The organism is Actinomycetospora sp. NBRC 106378 (genome assembly GCF_030269685.1).
Taxonomy (GTDB): domain Bacteria; phylum Actinomycetota; class Actinomycetes; order Mycobacteriales; family Pseudonocardiaceae; genus Actinomycetospora.
In genome coordinates, this window is sequence record NZ_BSTT01000015.1 from 37,918 (window position 1) to 55,010 (window position 17,093).

The following is a 17,093-nucleotide window of genomic DNA, read 5'->3' on the forward strand; positions in this document are numbered from 1 at the left end:
CCACCGGCGGGGCCCTCGTCGTACGTCGGGTCCCGGGGCCGCACCCCGGTCCGCGACGACGCCCCCGTACCCGGACGGGTACGGGGGCGTCGGGGGACGACCGGCTCAGGCCGTCGGGCCCGTCGGGTCGAGGTGGCGCGGGAGGAGTCCGCCGGCGACGAACACGACCACCATGAGCGCGAGCGCGGTGTAGAGCGTGATCTCGAACGCGCCCGCGAAGTTGTCCGCGCGGGCCTGGGCCGAGATCGCGGCCAGCTCGGGCCCGGTGACGGCCGGGTCGGAGCAGGTGGCGGGCACCGCGGTGGGGCTCGCCTCGGCGAGCTCGTCGACGGTGCACGCCCGCCAGCCGGCGACCACCGACTCGACGCGGTCCGCCGGCACGCCCGCCGCGACCACGGCGGCCCGGGCCGCCGGCACCGAGGCCTCGACGCTGTCCGACGCGAGGGCGGTCAGCGGCGCGAAGAAGGCCAGCGAGGCCGCCGCGATGCCGAGCGTGAAGCCGAGCTGCTGCTTGGTGTTGAGCAGACCCGAGGCCGAACCCGCGTCCCGCATCGGGACCTCGGAGAGGCCGAACAGCGTGAGCGGCGTGGCGGTCGCACCGAAGCCGAGCCCGATCACGAACAGCGGGACGAGCATGGCCCAGGTGGAGATCGACCCGCCGAGCAGGCCGTTCACCAGCAGGAAGGTGCCGACGCCGGCCGCGATCGTGACGGCACCGACCTGCAGCACGGCACGTCCGAACTTCGGCACGAGCACGATGACCGACGCCGTCGCCGTCACGAAGGCGCCGATCGCGAACGCCAGCGTGGTCAGGCCCGAGCGCAGCGGGGTCCACCCGAGCCCGTTCTGCATGTACAGGTACAGCGACAGCATGAACATCCCCGTGAACAGGAACATCGTCACCACGAGCACCAGCGACGCGGAGAAGCTGCGCAGCCCGAACAGGTTGAGCGCCAGCAGCGGCGCCCCGCCGCGGCGGGCCGTGGCCTTCTGCTGGACGACGAACAGGGCGAGCACCACGACGGCAAGGCCGATGGAGACGTAGCCCCAGACGGGCCAGCCGAGGTCCCGACCGAAGGTGAGGGGCACCATCAGCAGGAGCAGGGCGAGACCGGAGAGCACGACACCCGGCAGGTCGAGGCGGGCGCCGTCCTCGGACCGGGACTCCGGGATGTAGCGGGCGCCGAGGACGAGGCCGGCGATGCCCACCGGGACGTTGATCAGGAAGATCGGCCGCCAGTCGAGCCCGAAGATGTCCGCGGCCACGAGGAGCGCGCCGATGAGCGGGGCGATGGTCGCGGCGATGCCGCCGACGCCGCCGTGGACGGCGAAGACCTTGCCCTTCTCCTCGTTCGGGAAGGTGACGTGCACGATCGCCAGGACCTGCGGGACCATCATGCCCGCCATGGCGCCCTGCAGGATGCGCGCACCGATCAGCACCGAGGGGTCACCGGCCAGCCCGCAGACCAGCGAGGCGAGGGTGAACCCGGCCACCCCGAGCAGGAACGTCCGGCGCCGCCCGATGATGTCGCCCAGCCGGCCGCCGGTGATGAGCAGGAGCGCGAAGGCGAGCAGGTAACCGCCGGTCACCCACTGCACGGCGGCGTAGCTCAGCCCGACGTCGCGCTGGATCGTCGAGATCGCGACGTTGACGACGCTGCCGTCGAGCATGTCCATGAAGACGGCGACCGTCATGATGATGAAGGCCGGCCACCGTCGGGGGTCGGGCGTGGTCGCGGGGCCGGTCGCGTCGGACGTTCCGACGCCCCCGCCGACGGACGGCTCCGGGGCGCCGGTACCCGGCGCCTCGAGGTCTGCGGTGGTCATGGCAGGTCTCCTGTCGGGAGTCGGTACTGCACGGACGTGCCTGGTGGCAGGGAAGCGGTACGCACTCGAGAGGCGCTGGATCCGGCGCCCCGATCGGGTGAGGTCAGCGGACCCGGTCGGCGACGGCCTCGACCGCGACGGGACCCATCCAGGGCGACCCGTCGTGCATGTCGACGAACGTGAGGCCGTGGGTGGTGAACCGGCCGCCCTCGAGCCGGCCGAGGTGCTCGGCGTAGATCGAGCCGGTCGGTCGGCCCTGCGCGTCGAGCTGGGCGTGGTGGGTGATCCAGAAGCCGAAGCGCCCCCCGTCCGCGCTGTTCCACACGCCGTTGCCCTCCAGCGGGGCCGTCCCGGGGACGTTGAGGCAGCGCAGGTGGTGGTCGGCGCCGAAGTCGCAGGTGAGGGCGACCACCTGCGGCGGGTCCTGGCTGTGGATGGTCACCGTCATGGCCCATCGACCGGTGAGGTCGGCCGTCGACGGTGACGCCAGCCCGAGCACGACGCCCGCGGCCACCAGGGCGGCGACGACGGCGAGCACGACGGTGAGGACCAGGCCGGTCCGGCCCAGCCGGCCCGGGGGGCCGGGGCGGTGGAAGGAGACGCCGGCGGCGCGCGGCCCGGTGTCGGTGTCGGTGTCGGTGTGCAGGATGTCGGTCACGGTCGGGTTCCTCTCGATGGTGCGGCCGGTCACCGGCCCCAGGCCACGGGCAGGGCGGACAAGGTGTGGTTGATCTCGCCGCGGTGCCACGGCAGCTCGGCCGCCGGCCGGGCGAGACGCAGGTCCGGGAAGCGGCGCACGAGGCCCTCGAGGGCCACCTGCATCTCGATGCGGCCGAGGTGCTTGCCCAGGCAGTAGTGCATGCCGTGCCCGAAGGCGAGGTGCGGGTTCCGGGCGCGGGCGACGTCGAGCCGCTCGGGGTCGTCGAAGACGTCGCCGTCCCGGTTCGCGGAGGCCAGCGCGAGCACGACCACGTCGCCGGCGGCGATGTCCACCCCGCCGAGCGTCAGGTCCTCGGTGGCGATGCGGTGGAAGCCGGTGGTGTCGGTGGCGAAGAGGTTGACGCGGCGCAGCAGCTCCTCGACGGCGTCGGGGATGCGACCGGGATCGGCCACGATCGCCCGCCACGCCTCGGGGAACTCGTCGAGCAGCGCCAGCACGGAGTTGGCGAGCTGGTTGGCCGTGGTGTCGAAGCCGGCGCCGATCAGCGTGAAGCCGAACGTGACCAGCTCCTGCTCGCTGAGCCGGTCGCCGTCGTCCCGGGCCGCGATCAGCTCGGAGAGCATGTCGTCGCCGGGCGCGGCCCGCTTCGCCGCGACGAGTCCCACGATGTACTCGTTCAGCTTCGCGAGGCCCGCCATCGACTCCTCGCCGCCCGCGCGCTCGTCGACCGTGGCGAACGCCCGGGCCCACTTCTCGAACCGGGCGAGGTCGTCGCGCGGGACCCCGAGGAGTTCGCCGATGACAGTGAGCGGCATCGGGAGGGTGAGGGCCTGGACGAGGTCGACCGGCGGGCCGGCGACCGCCATGTCCTCGAGGAGCTCGGCGACGATCTCCTGCACCCGGGGCCGCATGGCCTCCACGCGCCGCATCGTGAACGCCCCGGCGACGAGCTTGCGCAGCCGCGCGTGCTCCGCGCCGTCCATCGAGATGATCATCTCGGGGGTCGTGGTCATCGACCCCCCGATGCGGGGCGCGTCCGGGGTGCAGGTGGCGGCGCGCGAGAGACGCGGGTCGGCGAGGGCCTCGCGGACCTCGGCGTAGCTGCTGACCAGCCAGGCGTCCACCCCGCCCGCCGTGTGCACGCGGACCACCGGCGACTCGGCCCGGAGGCGGTCGTACTCCGGCGCGGGACCCAGGTGGCTCGATCCCGCGAACGGGAAGGTCGCCACCGGGCAGCGGGACGGCGCGAGGATGTCGGTCACGTCGGTGCCTCCCAGGCGAAGGAGCCGGCGCGACGTCCGGCCGGCGAGGACCCACCGTCGGCCGGTGGGATCGACGACCGCTGGAGCCCGGACGGTCGCGGCGCCCGAGCGCCCCTCGAGGACACCCCCGTAGTCCTCGGTCCGAGACGACCGCAGCCCCCGAGCGCCAGGAGCCCCCATGAGCGAGTCCGTCCCGGAGCGCACCCGCGAGGTCCGGCTGCGCCGGTACCTCGAGCACGACCTCACCGACGACCTCTTCGAGACCGTCGAGATCGACCTGCCCGTGGGCGAGGTCGTGGTGCGCCAGGAGTACCTGCACGTCGCGGCCGCGTTCGGCGACCTGATGCGCGAGGGCTGCGACCTGCCGATGCCGCCCTACCGGCCGGGCTCGCGGATCGGCGGCGGGGCGGTCGGCACCGTCGTCCGCTCGTCGTCAGCGGAGCTCCCCGTCGGCGAGCTCGTCGTCTCGTTCGACGGCTGGGCCGAGTACGCCGCCGGCCCGGCCGCGCGGTTCACGCCGGTCGGGCGGGGGATGTTCCCGTCCCCGGCCTACTACCTCGGGCAGGGGCCGACCGCCTTCCACGGCATGGTCGACGTGGCCCGGGTCGGCCCCGGGGACGTCGTGTTCGTGTCCGGGGCGGCGGGCGGCGTGGGGTCCCTGGCCGGGCAGATCGCCCGCTGCCGGGGCGCCTCCCGGGTGATCGGCAGCGCCGGGTCACCGGCCAAGGTGCGCTACCTCGTCGAGGAGCTGGGGTTCGACGCCGCCTTCGACTACCACGACGGGCCGGTCGTCGACCGGCTGCGGGAGCTCGCCCCGGACGGTGTCTCGGTGTTCTTCGACAACGTCGGCGGCGAGCAGTTCGAGGCGGCCCTCGCGGTGGCGGCCCACGGGGCCCGCTTCGCCCTGTGCGGGGCGCTGGCCAGCCAGATCGACGGCAAGGACGGCCTGCCCCGCCTCGACGTCCTGACCGCGATCACCCGGGGCGTCGAGCTCCGGCCGTTCGCGTGCTACCACCTGCCCGAGCAGATCGCCGCTTGGTTCACCCACTTCGGCACGTGGCTCGGCGAGGGACGGTTCACCTACCCGCACACCGTGGTGGAGGGTGGCCTCGACGCCGCCCCGACGACGCTGGTGGGCCTGCTGCGTGGGGACTTCACCGGCAACGTCACCGTCCGGCTGTGACCGACGCGGCGGCGCTCGCCGCGATGCGGGTCGCCCACCAGCACCTGAGCGGCCCGCGACCGGACCGCCCCGAGGACGTCGTCCGCGCGCTCGGGGCGGTCCAGGCGCAGGACCCCGGCCAGTCGCTGTGGGCCCTCGGGCTCCGGACGGCGGGTGCGCGGCTCGCCGACGTCGAGCGGGCGCTCGCCGAGGGGCGCATCGTCCGGACCTGGGCCATGCGGGGCACCCTGCACCACGTCCCGGCCGAGGACGCGGGCTGGATGGTCGACCTGCTCGCGGCGCGGGTCGCCGCCCGTCTCGGCCCGTCCGCGTGGCGCTACCACCGGGTGGACCACGAGGTGATGGACCAGGCCCGGCGGACGCTCGTCGCCGGGCTCGCCGGGGGGCGGGCGATGACCCGCCCGGACGTCGCGGCGGCCCTGGCCGCGGTCGGGATCCCCGACGACCGCCAGCAGGTCTACTTCATCCTCGGGTACCTCGCGCAGACCGGTGTCGTCTGTCCCGGCCCTCCGCTCGCCGGTGTCCAGACCTTCGTGCTGCTCGAGGAGTGGGCGCCGCGCCGCCGCGCGCTCGCCCCGGACGAGGCGGTGGCCCTGCTGGCGGGACGGTTCTTCGCCTCGCACGGACCCGCGACGGTCGGGGACCTCGCGACCTGGTCGGGCCTGTCGATGCGCGAGGCCCGCGACGGGCTCGCCGCGGTGGCGCACGGTCTGGTGCGCGACGTGGTGTCCGGTCAGGAGTACTGGCGCGCCGCCTCGTCGGACCCCACCCCGGATCCAGGCGGCGGCGCCGCCCTGCTCCCCGCCTACGACGAGCTGCTGATCGGGTACCGGGACCGCAGCGCCGCCTTCGCCCGGCACGGGGAGGTGGCCATCTCGACCTACAACGGGATGTTCCACGCGACGATGGTCGCGGACGGTCAGGTCGTCGGCCTGTGGCGCCGCACCCTCGCCGCGCGCCGCGTCCGCGTCGAGCTGCGGCCCCTCCCGGGGATCGATCCCGCGCCGTTCGAGGCGGCGGCCACCGCGCTCGGCACCTTCCTCGGGCGCACCGCCTCGGTGCGGGTCACCGGGGAGGCCCCCCGGGCCGCGCCGGCGGCTCCCGCCTCCTGGCGCCGCCGGGCGGCCGCCTCCTGACGGAGGGGCCGCCCGGCCGGCGCGCTCAGCGCAGGCCGCGGAAGAAGCCGCGCAGGTCCTCGACGAGGAGGTCGGGGGCATCCTGTGCCGACCAGTGCCCGCCCCGGTCGTACTCGTGCCACGACACGATGTTCGCGTGGTCGCGCTCGGCGAACCGCCGGAGCGGGGTGAAGTCGTAGGCGAAGCTGGCCAGCCCCGTCGGGACCGTCGTCGGGCCGGTCACCGGCGCGGCGGCGTGCCGGTCCTCCCAGTAGAGCCGGGCCGACGACGCCCCGGTGTTGGTCAACCAGGCCATCGCGGCGTTCGTCACGACGTGCTCGTCCGAGGTCGACGCGAGCAGCTGGGCGACCCAGGCGAGCTGGCCCGCGGGCGAGTCCGCGAGCGCGTGCGCGAGGTTCTGGGGCTTGGTCGCCTGCAGCTTCGCGAACGCCGACATCTCCTCGTCGAACACCTGCAGGAAGGCGAGCTGCGCCTGCTCGTCGTCCGTGAGCCCCTCGAGCTCGGCCGGGTCGCCGGACGGGAACGAGAACAGCTGGCTCACGTGGACGCCGACGACGGCCCCGGGCGCCAGGCGGCCGAGCTCGGGGGCCACGTAGGCGCCGGCGTCGTTGCCGTGGGTGCCGTAGCGGGAGTAGCCGAGGCGGCGCATGAGCTCGGCCCAGGCGGCGGCGATCCGGTACCGGTTCCAGCCCGGGGCCCCCGTCGGGCCGGAGAAGCCGAAGCCGGGCAGCGACGGGAGCACCACGTCGAACGCGTCCCGGGGGTCACCGCCGTGCGCCCGGGGGTCCGTCAGCGGTCCGAGGACGTCCAGGAACTCGACGACGCCGTTCGGCCAGCCGTGGTTCAGGATCAGCGGCAATGCGTCCGGTTCGGGGGAACGGACGTGCAGGAAGTGGACGCGCTGCCCGTCGATCTCGGTGAGGAACTGCGGGTGGGCGTTGAGCCGGGCCTCGACGGCGCGCCAGTCGAAGCCGGAGCGCCAGTACTCCACGAGCCGGCGGACGTAGGACAGCGGGACGCCGTACTCCCAGCCCGGCGGGACCGGACCGGCCTGCACGGGGGCGGCGGGATCGGGCTCGACCTCGGTGGCCCAGCGGGTGGCGGCGAGCCGGCCCGCGAGGTCGTCGAGGTCGGACTGCGGTACCTCGGCGCGGAAGGGGCGGATCTCCTCGAGCGAGGAGGGCGCGGGCGGCCCCGCGACGTGGACGGTCATGGTCGGGCGACTCCCGGGAGTGGACGACGGTCGGGTCGCAGGGGTCCCTGCGACCCGACCACCGTCCCGGGGCCGGGTCGAGCGGGGCTCGAACCGCCGACCGTCCCGGCGGGGCCGCTCGCCGACGTCAGGCAGCGAGCGCCGGCGCCTGCGGGCGCGCCGAGATCGAGACGGTCGCGGTGTAGAGCTCCGCACCGTCGGCGTCGTAGACCCGGGACGTCCCGCTGCTCGCGAACCGCCCGTCCCGCACGATCCCGCTCTGCTCGATCCGAACCCAGCCGCGGAAGGCGCCGTCGTCCCCGAGGACGGGCTCGGCGATGGTGAAGGTGAAGCGGTCGTCGTCGGCCCGGCACCACCACCCCGATCCTCCCCGCGGCAGGAGGAAGACCCGCCCGGCGGGCGTGAAGTGCAGCGTCTCGGTGACCCGTCCCCGCGGACGGCGGACCTCGGCGGTCCACCCCCCGATCGGTCCGGCCGCGCTCACCGCAGCCCCCCGAAGAACGCGCGGAGCTCGGCCGCGAGCACCCGCGGGGCCTCCAGCGCCGGGAAGTGGCCGCCGCTCGCGAGCTCGTGCCACGAGCGCAGGTCGGTGAACCGGCGCTCGCACCAGGCCCGGGGCATCCAGGCGTTCCCGGGGAAGATCGAGCAGCCGGTGGGGACCGCGACCGGCTCGGTCGACACCCGCTGGTAGCTCTCCCAGTAGAGCCGCGCCGACGAGGCCGCGGTGCGGGCGAACCAGTGCGTCGAGACGGTGTCGAGGAGGCGGTCGCGCGGGACGACCGCGTCGAGGTCGTCGTCGTGGTCGGCCCACTCCCAGAACTTCTCGGCGATCCAGGCGAGCTGGCCGACCGGGGAGTCGGTGAGCCCGTAGCCGAGCGTCTGCGGGCGCGTGGACTGGATCGAGGCGTAGCCCGACCCGGAGCGCCAGTCGGCGTAGGCGGCCGCCAGCTTCGCCTGGTCGGCGGCGTCGAGCTCGACCGGGGTCTCCGGCTTCGCGGCCACCGGCATCGTCAGGTGCAGCCCGGTGACGCGGTCCGGGTACCGCAGGGCGATCGTCGAGCTCACGTAGGAGCCCCAGTCGCCGCCGTGGAGCCCGAAGCGTTCGTAGCCGAGCAGGCCCATCAGCTCCACCCACGCCGCCGCGATGCGCTCGACGCCCCAGCCCGGTCCGGCGGGCCGCTCCGAGAACCCGAAGCCGGGCAGGGAGGGGCAGACGACGTGGAACGCGTCGGCCGGGTCCGGCGGGTCGACGAGGTCGGCGAGCACGTCGAGCTGCTCGACGAACGTCCCCGGCCAGCCGTGGGTGATCAGCAGGGGCCGCGCCCCGGGGTGCGGTGACCGCAGGTGGACGAGGTGGACACCGAGGCCGTCGAGGGTGACGCGGTACTGCGGCAGCTCGGCCAGCCGGGCCTCGGTCGCGCGCCAGTCGTACTCCCGGGCCCAGTACTCGGCGAGGTCCCGGACGTAGGGCAGCGGGGCGCCCTGGGACCAGTCGGGCACGGTCTGCGGGTCGGGCCAGCGCGTCGCGTGCAGCCGTCGCCGCAGGTCGGCGAGTTCGGCCTCGGGCACGGCCACGGTGAACGGCGTGAGGGTCGGGGCGTCGGCCGTGGCGGTCATGCGGCCACGTCCAGTCCGCCGTCGATCGTCACGACCTGCCCCGTGACGAGCCGGCTCGTGGGGGCGGCGAGCGCGGTGATCCACGGGACGACGTCGTCGACCTCACCGACCTCGCCGAGCGGCACCGTGGACGCGACCTGGGCGAAGAGCCCCTCGACCGCCGCGGGCGGCATCCCGTTCGCCGCGTAGGCGTCGGTCCGCACGAAGCCGGGAGCGACGGCGTTGACCCGGACGCCGCGCGGGGCGAGCTCGGCCGCCCAGGAGCGCGTCAGGTTGTCGAGGGCCGCCTTGCTCGCCCCGTAGACCGACGCCCCCGGCGTCGGGTTGTGGCCGGCCCGGCTCGACACCATCACCACGGCCGCCCCGGCCCGCAGCGTCGGCAGCAGCCGCCCGGTGAGCAGGAGCGGCCCGAGGAGGTTGGTCGCGAGGACCTCCTGCGCGACGTCCGCGTCGAGCCCGTCGACCGGGGTGAACCGGAAGATGCCCGCGTTGTGGACGAGGACGTCGACCACCCCGCCGGCGGCCTCGACGGCCTCCGCGACCCGGTCGGCGCCCGCCGCGGTGGCGACGTCCGCGACGACGGGGACGACGGCGGGGTGCGCCGCGGCGACCTCGGCCAGCCGGTCCGCACGGCGACCGGTGACGACGACCGAGGCGGCACCGGCGTCGGCGAACGCGAGGGCGGCCGCGCGGCCGATCCCGGAACCTCCCCCGGTGACGACCACCCGGGCGGCGGCGAAGGGTTGATCCGACATCGTGTGTGTCTCCCTCGGGATCGGGGACCGCGTCAGGCGGCAGCCAGCGCGGCGGGGTAGGTGGTGGTCGCGGCCGTGTCGTAGCGCAGGGCGATGTGGCTGGTCGCGCTGGCGATGTCCCGCCAGAACCGCTCCAGCGGCCGCCCCTGGGACAGCCCACCCGTGCCGGCCGCGCCGAGCAGCTCCCCGGCGGCCGCGGCGAGCGACTCGGCCGCGAACGCCGCGTTGCGCTCGTTGCGCGCCATGGCCAGCGGGGTGAACTCGCGGGTGTCGAGCACCGCGGCGTTCTGCTCGACGAGCAGCCGCGCGGCGTCGATGCGGCCCGAGGCACGGACCAGGGCCGTCGCCGCGAGCGGACCGAGCCGCTTCCCGGCGATCGATCCGGTGCAGGCGGCGAGGGCCCCGGCGCCCGCCCCCGCGGCCGGCGCGACGAAGGTCAGGCCTCCGACCGCCTGGAACGGCACGTTGTGGACGGGCACCGTGGAGGCGCGGCTGTGCCCCGCGACCAGGTCCGCCCGGGCGAACGACCGGTGGGCCGGGACCGTGACGTCCTCCACGATCACGGTGTGGGTACCGGTCGCCCGCATCCCGGTGCTGTCCCAGGTCTGCGCGACCGTCACGTCGGCGCGCGGCAGGAGGAAGAACCGCAGTTCGGGGTCCGCGCCGTCGACGGGGACCCGGGCGCAGAGCAGGACCCAGGCGGCCTCGTCGAGGCCGCTCACGTAGCTCCAGCGGCCCGTCAACCGCACGTCGCCGCCCGGCCGGACCGCGGCCTGCCCCATGGGTGGGAGTCCGGCGACGACCAGGGCGTCGGGGCCCTCCGCCCAGAGCTCGGCGTGGCCCTCGGCGGGCAGGTGCGCCGCGAAGCGCGCGGACAACGCGGTCAGCGAGGCCCACCAGGCGGCGGAGGGGCACGCGGCCCCGACCGCCATCACGGCGCGCGCGAACTCCGTGAACGAGCCCTCGGAGCCGCCGGCCGCGGCCGCCACGAAGTGCCGCGCGAACCCGGCGTCGCGGAGGGCCTCGACGACCTCGGGGGCCAGTCGACGGGTCGCGTCGGCCTCGGCCGCGTGGTCGCCGGCGAGGTCCGCGGCCTTCTCGGCGAGGGTGAGCAGTCCGACGTCGTGGAACATCGTCATCCCCGGCCGCGGGTCACGCCGCACGCGGCGGGACGCGGCGGGCGACGACCTCGGCGTACTGCTCGAGCGTCGGCCCCGGGCTGGGTCCCTGCAGCGCCGCGTGGATCCCGGGGGCGATCTCGCCGTGCCGGTCGAGCCGCGCGTGGGTCAGGGCGACCTCACAGGTGCCGGGGCCCGTCGGGGTCACGTCGACCTCGATGAGGCTCGCCAGCGCGTCGTCGTACACGGGGCGCCAGCCGGGCCCCATCCGCCAGGTCAGGACGAGCCGGCGCGGGCGGTCCCACTCGACGACCGTGCCCCAGTCGATCGTGGTGCCGTCGGCCCCGGTCTCGTAGTACCGACCACCGAAGACCGGCTCGATGGTGATCGAGCGCCGGTCGGTCACGAACACGTGGTGGGCGGGCCACCACTCCAGGGGGCGCTGGGCGAAGACGTCGAACGCCTCCTCGGGGGTGGCCTCGACCTCGACCGCCTTGCGGACGTCGGGGACCTCACCGGCGGGAACAGCGGTCACGATTCCTCCTGCGGGTCGAACGGGTGCCTCTGCGTCCACGACCCTGGGGGCGCGACCTCGGGCCCCGATCGGACCTCGCTCGAACGGCGTGGCGCCGTGAGTTCTTCACAGGTGGGCGGTGACCCGGTCACTGGTTTGGATCGCGCCGCGATGGGGTACTGGTGTCACCTTTTCGAGTGAGGAGCCCGAGATGCCGAACCACGAGTCCCGCGCCACGGCCACCCCCCTGGTCATCGAGTTCCTGCCGTTCGACGCCCCGCCCGCGGCGTCCGGGGCACTGCTGGTGACCTACTGCGTCGAGGTCCCCGCCGCGCCGCAGCCGCACGAGCACGGCTGAGTCGTGGCGGGCGAGCAGCGCATCGGGTGGCGCCGCCACCTGCGCCCGACGGTCCTCGCCGGCGGTGGGGTCGCGCTCGAGGACGAGCGCGGGGTCGTCGTCCTGCGGGGGACCCACGTCGCGCCGGTCTCCCGGTGGCTCGACGGCTCCCGGAGCCGCGCCGAGCTGATCTCCGGACCGCACGGCCTCGAGCCGGGGGTGGTGGCCGAGCTCCTCGACCGCATCGACACCGCAGGTCTGCTCGCCCACCACGAGGCGCCCGCGCCGCCGGATCCGCCCCGGGCGGCGCGGCTCGCCCTCTTCGACGCCGCCCGCTGGGACGCCCTCACCGCCGAGGCGCGCCTCGAGGCGGCGACCGTCCTGGTCCTCGCGCCCGACGGGCTCGACGCCGAGCCGCTGGCCGAGGCGATCCGCCAGGCCGGCGTGGGGCACGTCGAGCCCGTCGTGGGGCCGCTCCCCCACGATCCGGCGCACCTCGCGGTCGTGCTGTGCCGGGACTACCGCTCCGACGCCGTCGCACGCCTCGCCACGGCACTACGTGCCGCGGGCGTCCCCTGGCTGCCGGTCCGCCCCGGCAGCCGGGAGGTCTGGCAGGGACCCGTCATCGAGCACGGGACCGGTCCCTGCTGGGACTGCCTGCGGACCCGGGTGCTCGCGAACCGCCCGCTCGTCGCGGAGCACGCCGGGCCGGGCCCCGATCCGGCGCGCCCCGTGCTCGGACTCGCCGTCCACGGGGCCGCTCTGCTCGCCGCGGTCCGGATCGCCGGGGGCCGCACGGACGAGCCCGCCCGCATCACCACCTCGGACGTGCTCGGGGGCGAGGTCGTCGGTCACCCCGTCGTCCGCCGCCCGGAGTGCCCCACCTGCGGCGACCCCGACCTGGTCGCCGACCGCGCCCACCGGCCCGTGTCGTTGCGTTCCCGCCCCGCCGACGGGCCCGGGCTGCGTCCCGAGCCCGCCTGGCGGACCCGGGAACGTCTCGCCCCCCTCGTCGACCCGCTCACCGGGGTCGTCCGGTCGGTCCGGCGGGACGAGCGCGGCCCGACGACCCTGCGGTCCTTCCGTTCCGGCGCCAACCCCGCGGCCGCCCCGGCCGACGGCACCGCGGGACTCGCGGGCCTGCGCAGTGCGCTCCGCGGACTCACCGGGGGCAAGGGCACGACCGATCTCGACGCCGAGCTGGGCGCCATCTGCGAGTCCGTCGAGCGGTCGTCCGGGGCCTTCCACGGCGACGAGGCCACCGTGCGCGGCAGCCTGCGGTCGCTCGGCCCCGACGCGATCCACCCCGACCGGTGCCGGCTGCAGGACCCGCGCCAGCTCGCCGGCCGCGACGTCTGGAACCGCGAGCACTCCCCGTTCCAGCGGGTGCTCGACCCGTTCGACCCCGACGAGGAGATGGACTGGACGCCCGTCTGGTCGCTCAGCGCCCGGCGCCACCGGCTGCTGCCGACCGGGATGCTCTACTACGGCGCCCCCGGTCCGACGAGTGTCGCCGCGGACTCGAACGGCTGCGCCGCGGGCGCGACCGTCGAGGACGCGGTCCTGCAGGGCATGCTCGAGCTCGTCGAGCGGGACGCCGTGGCGATCTGGTGGTACGACCGCTCCCGGGTCCCCGGGATCGAGCTCGACGCGACGGACGACCCGTGGATCGCCGAGGTCCTCGCCGCGCACGCGTCGATGGGCCGGGAGGTGTGGGCCCTCGACGTGTCCGCCGACCTCGGCGTCCCGGTCGTCGTCGCCCTCTCCCGGCGGACCGACGGGGACCGGGAGGACATCGCCCTGGGTTTCGGCGCCCATCCCGACCCCGGGGCCGCGCTGCGCCGCGCGCTGTGCGAGCTGAACCAGATGATGCCCGCCTTCGTCGAGCCGGGCCCGCTCCTCGAGCAGGCCGCCACCGACCCGGACCTGGCGACGTGGCTGCGGACGGCCACCGTCGAGAACCAGCCGTACCTGCGCCCGCTGCCCGGCGGGGCCGGGGCGCCGCGGCCGCGCGGCGACGGGTGGGACCTGCTCACCGAGATCGACGCCCTCCGTGGCCGCATCGAGTCGGCCGGGTCCGAGCTGCTCGTGCTCGACCAGACCCGGCCCGACGTCGGGCTGCCGGTCGTGCGGGTGATCGCCCCCGGTCTCCGGCACTGGTGGTCGAGGCTCGCTCCAGGGAGGCTCTACCAGGTTCCGGTCACGTTGGGCCGCCGGCGGAGGCCTCTGGCGTTCGAGGACCTGAACCCGGTGCCCATGTTCCTGTGAGCGGCCGCGGGCCGGGGACGGAGGAGACGATGCCGGTGGCCACCAGCCTGCTGAGCGGGGTCCCGCTCTGGTCGCTGCGCGAGGGTCTCGCGGTCCGGGACGCGGGTCCGGCCGCCCCGGACCCCGCCGTCGACGTGCCCGCCGACCTGCGGGTCTGCGGCCCGTGGATCGACACGGCGGGCTCCTCCGCCCCGGTCGTGGTCGACGTGCTCGTCCCCCGCCCCTCCCCCGTGCTGCGGGAGGCGCTCCGGCGGATGACCCTCGGGCCGGTCGCCCTGCACAACGTCCGGGGTCTCGACGAGGCCTACCGCCACTGGCAGTCCGGGCGGGGCGACTGCGGCCCGTGGCGGCGGGTGAAGGAGGCCCTCGACCGCCTCGGCGGCTCCGTCGTCCCGACGCTGGCGTCCGCCCAGGGCCACGGGCTGCTGCTGTCCCTGCTCGCCACGGCACGCGGCAGCGCCTTCGACCTGGTGCCCACCCCACCCGGGCAGGCGGTCACCACCGTCGCACGGGCCCACCTGCGCCCGGACGCGCGCGTGCCCGAACTCGTCGCCCCGGGCGCGACCCACCGGGCCGTCCTGCACGATCCCGCGTCGCTGGCCGTCGTCGAGACCGCGCTGGACCGGGGTGCCGGAACGGTCGGCGAGCTGGCCGCCGCGGCGCGCGTCCCCGGGGAGGTGGCGCGCGACGTCGTCGGTTACCTCCGCGCCGGCGGGCTCGTCACGGTTGTGAACTCCGGTCCGTGACCGCTGCCGTGGTGGATCACGATCCACTAGTGTCGGTGGTCCGACCGTGACTCACGGGGGGCCGGGGACCGTGGACGAGCAGCAGGCCCAGTCGCACGACACCGCCCTCGAGCCCGGCCCGGACGCCGAGCCGGACCCCGTCGCCGCCGCCCCGCTCGCGACCGTCGCGACGGTCGTCGTGGTCCTCGGGTTCGCCTCGAACGCCCTCGTCTACGCCCTCCTGGGACGGACGAACGGTCCGCTCGTCCTGCCGGACGCGGTCCGTATCACCGTCGCCGTGATCGCCGCCGGCGCGATCGTCGGCCTGCAGCTCGGGTTCCTGGGTCTCCGTTCGACACGGGTGCCGCGCCCCTACCGGCTGGCGGCCCTCGCGGTGCAGGCCGTCCTGATCCTCGTGCCGTGGGCCTGGTCGGGGATCTACTGGGGTGGCCTCCTCGGGTTCCTCGCCGGCAACCTGCTCGGCGTCGTCCGGGGCCCGGCCGCACGGTGGTGCTACGCCGCCGTCGTCCTCCTCGGCGGGGTGCTCGCGTATCTCGTCCCCGTCGAGGCCTTCGACTGGGCCTACGTGACCTTCCAGACCGCCCTGACCGGGCTGATCATCTACGGTCTGGGCGCGCTGCAGCGGCTGCTGCGCGAGCTGGGGCGCACCGGTTCCGAGCTCGCGGAGTTCGCGGCGGTCGCCGCGCGCCTCCGGTTCACCGAGGAGCTCGACCGCCTGCTGGGCAGGCGGCTGTCCGCCCTCGCCCTGCGCTGCGAGCTGGTCGGTCGCCAGATCACCACCCGGCCGGTCGATGCCGCCGGCCACCTCGGCTCCGTGGCCGGTGCCGCGCGGGACGCCCTCGCCGACGTCCGCCGCGTCGTCCGCAGCTATCGCGGGGCCGCCCTGGAGGAGGAGGTCGCGCGGGCCAGGAGCGCCCTCGAGGCGGCCGGGGTCCGGACCACGGTCGACCTCGGCGGGGCCGGGCTCGACGGCGCCGACGACCTCATCACGCTCCTGCGCGCGGCCACCGACGACGTCCTCGGCCGCCCCGGCGTGCACCGGTGCGGGATCACCGTCGTCCGCCGCGACACCACGGTCGGCATCGAGGTGGAGGCGGACGGCGCGCCAGGCCCGCCGGCCACCGCGGAGGAGCTGAGGGAGGCGGTCGTCGCCTCGGGGGGCTCGCTCTCCGTCGTCACCGCGCCGAGGTACGCGCTGCAGGTCGTCCTCCCGCGGACCGGCCCCGTGGTCGCACCCGCCCCGCCGCCCCTGGGCGGGATCGCCGTCCCGCGCCGGGCCACGACCTTCCTGCTCGTCATCCACCTCGGGTACTACCTCAACGCGGTGGTCATCGCCGCCCAGCAGCTCACGGGCACCGGACCGCTCCTGCTCGGTCTCGCGTGCAACACCGTCGTCCTGGCCCTCCACGCGTGGATCGTCCTCGGCCGCCCGCCCGGCACGGTCGCGCTCCTCGCCGTCCAGGCCGCCGTGGCGTTCACGCCCGCGGTCCTGCTCGGCGCCGCCCCGGTCGGGCTGACCGGCCTCGTCGCCGGCGCCGTGCTCGTCGTCCTCCCCCGCCCCGCGGCCGAGATCGGGTTCGTCGCGGTGGTGGCCGCGGTCGCCGCCGCCTCGGCCCTCACCGGCGCGGGGGCGGCGGGCGTGGCCTACGGCATCGTCGTGACGCTGGACCAGGGCGCCGTGGTGTACGTCGTGATGCGGCTGCGGTCGGTGGCGGTGCGGCTCGACGCGGCCTACGTGTCGCTCGCGGAGCTCGCGACGGCCCGCGAGCGGGTCCGGTTCGCCCGCGACCTCCACGATCTCCTCGGCTACACCCTGTCCGCGATCGCGCTGAAGAGCTCGCTCGCGGCCCGGCTCGTCGGCGCCGGTGACGCGCGGGCCGGCACGGAGGTCGCGGACCTGACCGCGGTCGTGCGCAGCGCCCTCGTCGAGATCGGGGGGCGGGGCGGGGCGGTGCGCGACCTCCCGGCGGACGACGAGATCGCCTCGGTGACGTCGGTCCTGCGGGCCGCCGACGTCGAGACCGTGGTGGACTGGCGCCGTCCGCCCCTCACGCCGGAGGTCGAGGGCGTGATCGCCGTCGTGCTGCGGGAGAGCGCCACCAACCTGCTCCGGCACGGGTCACCGACCCGGTGCTCGATCCGGCTCGAGGAACGCGACGGCCGGGCCGTCCTGCTCATCGAGAACGACGGCGCCGGAGCCCCGTCCGCCGGGTCCGACGGCACCGGGAGCGGTCTGCGCAACCTCCGCGCCCGGGTGGCCGACGTCGGCGGGACGTTCGCCGCAGGTCCCTGCGGGGCCACGGGCTACCGGGTGAGCGTCGAGGTCCCCGCCCTCGAGCCGGACCGCGCCCCGGTCGAGGCCCCGTAGCCGACCCCTCCCCCGTCACCCGTCGGGGCGTGAGTTCCTCACGGATCGGGCGGGGACGAAGCCACCCCGACCCGGTGGGCTGTGCACT

The 17,093-nt window shown here is 75.7% G+C and carries 15 protein-coding genes; 6 read left to right on the top strand and 9 right to left on the bottom strand.

The window, feature by feature from the left end; genetic code table 11:
• Window positions 1-105 precede the first annotated feature (105 nt).
• The 3 genes from QSK00_RS25040 to QSK00_RS25050 form a co-directional block, all read right to left on the bottom strand.
• Window positions 106-1,827, bottom strand: a complete 1,722-nt coding sequence (locus QSK00_RS25040; protein ID WP_285595255.1) for an MFS transporter — start codon at window positions 1,825-1,827, stop codon at window positions 106-108.
• Between the two features lie 103 nt (window positions 1,828-1,930).
• Entirely contained in the window at window positions 1,931-2,485 is a 555-nt protein-coding gene (locus tag QSK00_RS25045) for a hypothetical protein (protein WP_285595257.1), read from the bottom strand.
• 29 nt (window positions 2,486-2,514) lie between these two features.
• The gene (locus QSK00_RS25050) at window positions 2,515-3,750 is read right to left on the bottom strand and encodes a cytochrome P450 (protein WP_285595259.1); all 1,236 of its coding nucleotides are present in this window, start codon (window positions 3,748-3,750) and stop codon (window positions 2,515-2,517) included.
• A 178-nt stretch (window positions 3,751-3,928) separates the two neighbouring features.
• On the opposite strand from QSK00_RS25050, the gene QSK00_RS25055 reads away from it, so the two are divergent.
• Complete coding sequence (locus tag QSK00_RS25055) at window positions 3,929-4,933, top strand: MDR family NADP-dependent oxidoreductase (protein WP_285595261.1); 1,005 nt, start codon at window positions 3,929-3,931, stop codon at window positions 4,931-4,933.
• Window positions 4,930-6,069: a winged helix DNA-binding domain-containing protein gene (locus tag QSK00_RS25060; RefSeq protein WP_285595262.1), complete on the top strand. Its 1,140-nt coding sequence runs from the start codon at window positions 4,930-4,932 to the stop codon at window positions 6,067-6,069. The genes QSK00_RS25055 and QSK00_RS25060 overlap by 4 nt, the downstream gene beginning before the upstream one ends.
• Window positions 6,070-6,094: 25 nt before the next feature.
• Here QSK00_RS25060 and QSK00_RS25065 read toward each other — a convergent pair whose 3' ends face one another.
• From QSK00_RS25065 to QSK00_RS25090, 6 genes are all read right to left on the bottom strand, one after another.
• Complete coding sequence (locus tag QSK00_RS25065; protein ID WP_285595265.1) at window positions 6,095-7,282, bottom strand: epoxide hydrolase family protein; 1,188 nt, start codon at window positions 7,280-7,282, stop codon at window positions 6,095-6,097.
• Between the two features lie 127 nt (window positions 7,283-7,409).
• On the bottom strand, window positions 7,410-7,766 hold the full coding sequence (locus tag QSK00_RS25070) for a hypothetical protein (protein ID WP_285595267.1): 357 nt from the start codon (window positions 7,764-7,766) through the stop codon (window positions 7,410-7,412).
• A complete protein-coding gene (locus tag QSK00_RS25075; protein ID WP_285595269.1) occupies window positions 7,763-8,899 on the bottom strand; it encodes an epoxide hydrolase family protein in 1,137 nt (378 codons plus the stop codon). Before QSK00_RS25075 ends, QSK00_RS25070 begins: the two co-directional genes overlap by 4 nt.
• On the bottom strand, window positions 8,896-9,654 hold the full coding sequence (locus tag QSK00_RS25080) for an SDR family NAD(P)-dependent oxidoreductase (protein ID WP_285595271.1): 759 nt from the start codon (window positions 9,652-9,654) through the stop codon (window positions 8,896-8,898). The genes QSK00_RS25075 and QSK00_RS25080 overlap by 4 nt, the downstream gene beginning before the upstream one ends.
• A 32-nt stretch (window positions 9,655-9,686) precedes the next feature.
• Window positions 9,687-10,787 (bottom strand): acyl-CoA dehydrogenase family protein, encoded by a 1,101-nt coding sequence (locus tag QSK00_RS25085; RefSeq protein WP_285595273.1) that lies wholly within the window; start codon window positions 10,785-10,787, stop codon window positions 9,687-9,689.
• A 19-nt stretch (window positions 10,788-10,806) separates the two neighbouring features.
• Entirely contained in the window at window positions 10,807-11,307 is a 501-nt protein-coding gene (locus QSK00_RS25090) for an SRPBCC domain-containing protein (protein ID WP_285595275.1), read from the bottom strand.
• Between the two features lie 190 nt (window positions 11,308-11,497).
• On the opposite strand from QSK00_RS25090, the gene QSK00_RS25095 reads away from it, so the two are divergent.
• The 4 genes from QSK00_RS25095 (at window position 11,498) to QSK00_RS25110 (ending at window position 17,005) form a co-directional block, all read left to right on the top strand.
• Window positions 11,498-11,644 carry a hypothetical protein gene (locus QSK00_RS25095; protein WP_285595277.1) on the top strand — a complete coding sequence of 49 codons (147 nt, stop codon included), beginning with the start codon at window positions 11,498-11,500 and terminating at the stop codon, window positions 11,642-11,644.
• A gap of 3 nt (window positions 11,645-11,647) precedes the next feature.
• Entirely contained in the window at window positions 11,648-13,891 is a 2,244-nt protein-coding gene (locus QSK00_RS25100) for a TOMM precursor leader peptide-binding protein (RefSeq protein ID WP_285595279.1), read from the top strand.
• A gap of 35 nt (window positions 13,892-13,926) precedes the next feature.
• Window positions 13,927-14,637, top strand: a complete 711-nt coding sequence (locus QSK00_RS25105) for a hypothetical protein (RefSeq protein ID WP_285595281.1) — start codon at window positions 13,927-13,929, stop codon at window positions 14,635-14,637.
• 70 nt (window positions 14,638-14,707) lie between these two features.
• Entirely contained in the window at window positions 14,708-17,005 is a 2,298-nt protein-coding gene (locus QSK00_RS25110; RefSeq protein ID WP_285595283.1) for a sensor histidine kinase, read from the top strand.
• Window positions 17,006-17,093 lie beyond the last annotated feature (88 nt).